This window comes from Deltaproteobacteria bacterium, from assembly GCA_016213065.1.
Lineage (GTDB): Bacteria > UBA10199 > UBA10199 > SPLOWO2-01-44-7 > SPLOWO2-01-44-7 > JACRBV01.
Map to the genome: position 1 here is coordinate 1 of JACRBV010000024.1, position 6134 is coordinate 6134.

The 6134-nt window shown below is 44.7% G+C and carries 4 protein-coding genes and 2 pseudogenes; all 6 read right to left on the reverse strand.

Translation table 11 applies throughout. From position 1 onward, the window contains the following. Positions 1-23: 23 nt before the first annotated feature. The gene (locus HY877_01360) at positions 24-1979 is read right to left on the reverse strand and encodes a SufD family Fe-S cluster assembly protein (protein ID MBI5298935.1); all 1956 of its coding nucleotides are present in this window, start codon (positions 1977-1979) and stop codon (positions 24-26) included. A 42-nt stretch (positions 1980-2021) separates the two neighbouring features. Then, positions 2022-2300, reverse strand: a pseudogene (locus HY877_01365) (LAGLIDADG family homing endonuclease). 678 nt (positions 2301-2978) lie between these two features. Next, positions 2979-3185 (reverse strand): annotated as a pseudogene (locus HY877_01370) (Fe-S cluster assembly protein SufB). Between the two features lie 488 nt (positions 3186-3673). Then, positions 3674-4447, reverse strand: coding sequence for a Fe-S cluster assembly ATPase SufC (gene sufC / locus HY877_01375; protein ID MBI5298936.1), 774 nt, complete (start codon positions 4445-4447; stop codon positions 3674-3676). 16 nt (positions 4448-4463) lie between these two features. Further along, complete coding sequence (locus tag HY877_01380) at positions 4464-4925, reverse strand: Rrf2 family transcriptional regulator (protein ID MBI5298937.1); 462 nt, start codon at positions 4923-4925, stop codon at positions 4464-4466. Positions 4926-5060: 135 nt separating this feature from the next. After that, positions 5061-5711, reverse strand: a complete 651-nt coding sequence (locus HY877_01385; GenBank protein MBI5298938.1) for an outer membrane beta-barrel protein — start codon at positions 5709-5711, stop codon at positions 5061-5063. Positions 5712-6134 lie beyond the last annotated feature (423 nt).

A 6134-nucleotide genomic window follows, 5' to 3' on the forward strand; every position in this document is an offset into this window, starting at 1 on the left:
ACATAGTCCATGGTCCGTTTTTCCTACCCCACCGATCCTTCCATTTGCAGTTGAATCAGGCGATTCATTTCAACCGCGTATTCCATCGGCAATTCTTTGACGATCGGTTCAATAAATCCTGAAACAATCATCGAAGAGGCTTGGGACTCGGAAAGTCCGCGGCTTCTTAAATAGAAAAGTTGTTCATCGCCGATTTTGGAAACACTTGCTTCATGTCCGATGTCCACATTTTTTTCGTCAATTTCCATGGTGGGATAAGTGTCGGAGCGGGATTCTTTGTCCATAATCAGGGCATCACAGCAGACATTGACTTTCACATCACTGCAACCTTTGGTGACCTTCACCAAACCGCGATACGAAGAACGTCCGCCATGCTGACTGACCGATTTTGAAAGAATATGCGAAGAGGTGTGGGGCGCAACATGCACCACTTTGCCGCCCGCATCCTGATGTTGGCCTTTTCCTGCAAAAGCAACCGACAAAATATCTCCGCGTGCGCCGGGTTCCATCAGATAAATGCTCGGATATTTCATCGTTAATTTGGAATTGTGCACAATCAGGCCATTTGCAATGAAGTTGTGTGCGCCATCTACTTCAATATCGTAAACAGCTTCTTCGCCAAGCGGTTCGATATCTCGAACTTTGGTGAATTGAATGCATGGAGACGAAGGTGTTTTTTCACGAATTCTTTTCAGATTTTCTTTTAAATTAAGAGTTAGATAATGAGTCACATATTGTTTTTCTTTTCCTTTATACAGGATTCTTTTCTTGGAGTAGGTCGAAATCTTGAGAGGATTGAGACCGCATGAAATCATCAGCAATTTGATGTTTTCCAAAAGTTTTCGGTTTGCGGAGGCGAATGTGATTTGGCCCTTTTCAATGGAAGCATTTTTGGAACCGTTACGGACGTGTCCGTCAGAGTCCAGATAACCCTCGATAAAACTCAATTTTTGTCTGAGGGGCAGTGAAAATATCCATGAAGGGATTGTTTTCGTTTTGGCAGTTCCATCGAATCCAAGATGAAGAATAAAGTCTGCCAAAACGGCGGAATTGATGGTGACTAAAATCCCCTTTTGTTTCCAATCGGCCTCGAATACTTTTTTCAGTGTTTGGAGCAGACGTGGTCTGGCACGGTCTTTGGGAGGGATGGCAAGGTAAGTGCGCCGCGGACGTCTCGATTTTGGATCTCGTTCGATGAAACCATCTCCCAAATACAATCCCAAAAACCATAACAAGTCTTCGGAAGTTTCTTTGGGAATGGAAACATGTGTTTTCAATCCGCGTCCGTCTTTTTTAGGGTATGTATATTCTATGATGCGTGGTTTGCCTTCGTCCGGAAGCGCTGTTAGCATGGCAATAAGACTTCCTTTTTGGAGATTTTCAAGCGATTGCCAACTTAATTTGGGATAGGCCGAGTAGGGGGTTTTTTGTAATGTCAGAAAAGGATGATTGGCTGTCGCCTTCACTTCCCTGAAATTTTGAGTTGTCAGACGGAATGTTTTTCTCACACCTGTGCACCGAACTGCATTAACGCGGAATTTCTTGGGTTTGAACTCCTCGAAGTCGAGAGAGTAAATATGGTCTCCCGGTTTAACTGCGGCGATAGAAACAGGACCCGCTGGATTCAGAAATACCTGAGCATCGGCGGTTAAACAACCTAGATTTGCATCAACCCACTCCATAATGGAATTTTTATAAGCGGTGGCGCGTTTTGTGACGAGGTTGTAAACGTTGCTCGACCAATTTTGAATTGTGGTGTAGCGAAATCGCGCTCCCTCCATCACAATCACTTCAACCACCGCCGAATGAAGAGAATCCGTTGAATAGGTTGGGGCGGTGCAATTGTGAACGGCAACACCGCCGGCCACATAGCTTTCGTCTCCGTCAACGCCGAAATTATAGACGGGAATATTTTTAACTTTCTGCCGCGCAATTTTTTTGATTGGAAGATAGGCAAAATTTTCGTCAATATGAAACATCGTCGCACGTTTTTTGCCGTTTAACTTGTGTTGAACCGTGGTGCCCACAAGCGCCCCGAAAAATTCAGCTTGTTCCCCCCCAATACAGACGTTGTACATTGGTTTGCGGCCGACTCCGCGTTTTGTCTGACAGTTGATGGCACCAACAACGCCAAGTCTTAAAAGCATATCACGCACCTGACGTGCCAGCGTTTCGGAAATGGTGCTGATACGAAAGAGCTCTTTACGGACGTGGCGATTTTGGTCGCAGTAATAATTTCCATCTCCGCGGAAAAGACCCAAGATCAATTCTCTTTGTTTGACCGGTTCCTCCCATCGCATCCATTCGGGAATTTTTCTCTCCGAGGCGTTACGCCCAAAAAGCCCGACGAAAACACGGGCCAGAGCGGTAGAGCAAACGACGACGTTCGTTCCCTTGTTTTTGCGGTGGTATGTCTCAATGGTTTTTTCGATCTGGAAAACTTCACGCAACAAAGATTTGACATCTTCAATATAGGACCGCTCCTCCTCGTGAAAAGAAAAACAGACATAATGACCGCTACTGACGCTTCCTTCCGCCAAATAATAACCGGCGAGTCGAAAAAAAGCCCGCGTGCTGGAAACTGGTACAACGATTTTCTTGAAACCGCGGCCTCCACTACCAATTGGGACGGAAATTTGTTTTTGGAACAGAGATTCAACGCGCTTATCAACGGGAATGGCCAAATAGTCGCCTTTTTTAAGAGCTTTTGCGGGGCGCCATTTTTTATTCCACGAACGGTTTCTTTCATTGGCGCGTTCACGCGGCACGACAACGAAGGGATGTTCCTCGGTAACGGAAATTTTCTGTGTCGCATCGCCATAAAATTCAACCGTATAGAGGTTGCCGGTGTAGGAACGTTCTTGTGTGTGATAAACACGCGCATATTCTCCCGTGTGAGTCAGGACACGCTCCCCCACTTTGATTTCTTCGATATTTTTGTAATCGGGGTTGGCTGTGATTTTCGTCCCTTTGACAAAACACCCTTCGACGTAATGTGCGTGCGCCCCTTTATCCAGAATGAGCAATGTTCTCTCAAATTGTCCGACATTTTTTGCGTTGATGCGGAAGTAGGCCTGAAGTGGCAAATCAACATGCACGCCCGGTGGTACATACAGGAAACTCCCGCCGGACCAGACGGCGCTGTTGAGTGCTGAAAATTTGTTGTCTGCCGGTGGAACAACGGTTGAAAAGAATTTCTTGAAAATTTCCGGGTGTTCTTTCAGAGCCGTGTCGGTATCAAGAAAGATAACGCCTTTCTCCTCCCATTCTTTTTTCAGGTTGTGATAGACGCTTTCTGATTCATATTGCGCGCCGGAGCCGGCCAAAAATTTCTGCTCCGATTCCGGAATTCCCAATTTATCAAAAGTTTTTTTGATTTCAGCGGGAACATCTTCCCACGAATCTCCCTTTTTGCCTTCGGGTTTTAAGTAATAAAAAATTTCGTCGAAATCGATATCGAGAACGTTCCCTCCCCAAGTCGGAAGCGGTTTTGATAGAAAAGTTTCGAGTGATTTGTGACGGAAGGTGCGCATCCAGTCCGGTTCGTTTTTGTGATCGGAGATGGCGTCAATCACGTCGTGATTGAGACCCTTTTCCGCTTTGAAAAACGGTTTTTCTTCAACGTGAAAACCGTATCTCTCTTCGTAACCTTTTCCAATGTCCAGTGCCCCTTTCATAACGCCCCCTGATCCTCTTCAAGCCCGAAGGCTTGGTATCCTTCATTTTCCAGTTTCAATGCCAACTCGGGTCCACCGCTCTCGATGATTTTTCCCTTCGCCAAAATATGAACAACGTGGGCTTTAAGATGATTCAAAATGCGCTGATAATGCGTGATGACGAGCGCCGCTCTTTCGGGATTCAGATAAGCCTGAACGCCTTCCGAGACGGTCTTCAATGCGTCAATGTCCAGACCGGAATCGGTTTCATCGAGTACCGCCAATGTCGGCTGTAAAGTTAAGAGCTGTAAAATTTCGATGCGTTTTTTCTCGCCGCCGGAAAAACCGTCATTTAAATAACGTGTGGCGAAAGAGGGATCAACTTTCAACAGTGCCATATTTTCTTTGATGATCTTGCGGTAATTTTTTCGGATATCTTTGTAATGCGCGTCTCCTCCGGCGCTCAGTGAATTCAGTGCCGTCATCAAAAAATTGGCGACAGTAACTCCGGGGATGGCTACCGGATATTGGAAACTCAGGAAAAGACCTTTCTTGGCCCTGTCCTCCGGTTCCATTTTTGCGATGTCTTCCCCTTTGAAATAAATTTTTCCTTTTGTGATTTCGTAATTCAGATGCCCCATCATGGCATAGGCGAGTGTGCTTTTTCCCGAACCGTTGGGACCCATGATGGCATGGACTTCTCCCTGTCTTATCTCCAGATTAACTCCCTGAAGAATTTCATTTCCTTCAACCCTGACGTGGAGATCTTCTATTTTTAAAAGTGGACTCATTTTTCTTCTCCTTAAATTAAAATATTTTTGCCGAGGGCAATGATGTCGCCAACTTTGGCGGTGCCGCGCTGTTTTTTAAATGCGATGTAATTTCTTTGAGTGTGATGTGTTTTAAAGCCGCCAATATAAAAGAGTGGGTGACGGACCAAAAACGCTGGACTTCGCAATGATTTTCGAGAGGGCAGGCGCCGGGATGATCGACACAATCAACAAGCCCCAGTGCGTCATCGGTTGCCTCCAAAACATCACCGATGGTAATTTCACCCGACCCCTTCGCAAGTTGAACACCCCCCGCAACACCACGATGAGAAAGCAGAATGCCGGCCTGAACAAGACGGTGGACGATATTGCTTAAAAACCGATTCGGAACGCCAATCTCGCCAGCTACGACGCGCACACTCACCCACTGATCCTCTGGTAGAGCTTCAAGCTTGGCCAAAAGAACCAACGCATAATCACTGGCTTTCGACATTTTCATCCTATCCTCCTTACTCATTACATATGGTACCTGGTACTATGTGTAATTATCACTCGTGCGGTGATATTTAACAACAAAACAAGAGATGTCAAGAGGTTAAAGGTGTTTTGTGGGAGATTGAAATTTTTTAACTAGTTAGAAATGAACCCCAACGTAGCCGAACAACGAGGATTGGGGATCAAAGCCGCCGTTCAGAATTTTTGTTCTTACACCGTTGATCGTATTGAATTTTTCCTGAAGAAACGCGAAATCTTGTGTGAAATCAAGGCCGACATAAAGAAATTTATGGATTAAAATTTCCATCCCGCCACCCAAATCAAAAGTGGGGCCCCAAACACCGAGACGATCATTTCCCGCGCTTAAATTAGGAACAGCGGCTCCAAACACGCCTGCTCCAATTTTAACGTAGGGAAGAAAGCGGACGATTTTCCATTTTGTGAGGGCATCCAAGATAAAGGAATATTTTCCGTTAAAATTGATGTTGACCGCGTGTTCCCTTCGGCCATTTACTTTTTCTGTTCCGTAACGCATCTGCAATTCCGTGGCCCAATGATCCAAAAAGTTCCAGCCGGTGGTCAGGCCATAAGCGGGAATGATGTCGGAACCAAAAGACTGACCTGTGACAACATTAACATCTTTGTCCACATTCAAAAATCCAACCCCCAGCAGAGTATAAGCTCCTTTATGCCAACCCTTTTCTTTTGATGCGTAATCTGCGCTGGCGAAAACTGTGGAAGAAAAAATCAGGAAAATGCCGACAAACAGATAAAAATATCTTTTGACCATGGTGTCTTCCTTTAAAGACCACACTAATGGCATCAAAAATTTTTGTCAATTTCAGATTTAAAACTGAAGCTTCTTGCAAACTAACCCAATCGGCAATATTATTGATGGCATGTAGTTTTGTTTCAATCTGATTAAAGCAAAAAACAAAAGAAAAACACAATGAGTTTGATAAAAGGTTTCCCGAATTCAACCTTCAAGCGCAACACTCTGATTTGTAGGCCTCGTTTGGTGTCCTGAAATTTAGACATTTTCGAGGCCGGTTGTTAAGCCAATTTTCAATATAGGGCACCTCCGGAAACTCTCTTAGATTTTTGAATGGTTGAATTGTTTTGCAGGAATTGAAGGAACTATGATTTTCAGAATTATTTTGCATGAAAAAAACACCCTATGATTATTGATAAATCTGTATTTGCCGTCATATGT